Origin of the sequence: Erwinia psychrophila (assembly GCF_039023475.1) — a bacterium.
Lineage (GTDB): Bacteria > Pseudomonadota > Gammaproteobacteria > Enterobacterales > Enterobacteriaceae > Erwinia.
Window position 1 is genome coordinate 1 of sequence record NZ_JBCHVB010000021.1, and the last position, 1,243, is coordinate 1,243.

The following is a 1,243-nucleotide window of genomic DNA, read 5'->3' on the forward strand; positions in this document are numbered from 1 at the left end:
CTCGGCCATCTACGCGCAGCGCTTCGACGCAGCGAATAACAAGGTGGGCCGGGAGTTCCTGGTGAACACCACCACGGCCGGAAACCAGGGCAGCGGCGGTGACTCGGTGGACGCCACCCATATCTTCGACGCGGTACTGACCGAAGACGGCAGCGTCTACGTCACCTGGCAGTCGGACAACGTGGACGGCTCAGGCACCGGCGTGGAGGGTATCGTGATTGATGTGGACGCGGCGTTCTACTCCGAGTACACGGTCAACACCACCACCACCGGCGCACAGACGGTCTCGTCCGTGGTTGCGCTGCCGGATGGCGGGGCGATTGTGGTATGGCAGTCGGCGAGCGGCGACGGCTCCGGCAGCTGCATCAAGGGGCAGCTGCTGGATGCGAAAGGCCAGCCGGTGGGGACGGAGTTCACCGTGAACACCACCACGGCGGGCGATCAGCTGACGCCGCAGGTGGCGGCGCTGGCGGACGGCACCTTCCAGGTGGTGTGGAGCACCGGTTCCGGTGCCAGCATCAAGGGCCAGGGCTACAGCTACAGCTACGACAGCGCCGGTAAGGTCAACGGCGTGGTGGCCGACGGCGGGGAATACAGCGTCAACACCGGCACGGTGTCCAATCAGACCGCACCGGTGATCGCCGCCCTGGCGGACGGTGGCTACATGGTGGTGTGGCAGGCGAACGTGGATAACAAGTGGGTGGTCTACGGCCGCGAGTATGACGCCAGCGGCACGCCGGTCAGCGGCGAAACCGTGCTGGTGAACACCACCCTGAGCGTTAACGGGGTGCTGGGCATCGGTATTGACGCCAGTCCGCAGCCCTCAGTCACGGTGCTGGAAAACGGCCAGGTGGCGATCGCTTATACGATGAAAGGCACCGGCTACGACGCGGGCGTGACGATCTACGATCCGTCGACCCACGAGGTAGTGACCAGCTTTGTGGCGAACCAGACTCTGACCAACAATCAGGGTACGCCATCGGTGAGCGCGCTGGATAACGGCAACTACGTGGTGACCTGGGACTCGAATGACACCAGCGGACCGGATCAGAGCGGCTACGGCGTCTGGGGCCGGATGTATGCGGCGGACGGTACCGCGCTGACCGGCGAGTTCCTGATTAACACGGCGACGGCCGGTAACCAGCAGCTGGCGAAAGTGGTCAGCCGTCCGGATGGCAGCTTTGTCGTTGTGTTTATTTCAGCGACCGACACGGCGCCGGGCGCGGGTACTTTCGGCATTTAC

Annotated in this window: 1 protein-coding gene; it reads left to right on the top strand. The window is 64.4% G+C overall.

All coding sequences use genetic code 11. The annotated features are described in order from the left end of the window. Nucleotides 1-1,243, top strand: a 1,243-nt coding sequence (locus AAH446_RS19640; protein ID WP_342908351.1) for a hypothetical protein, incomplete at both ends; no start/stop codon positions are given.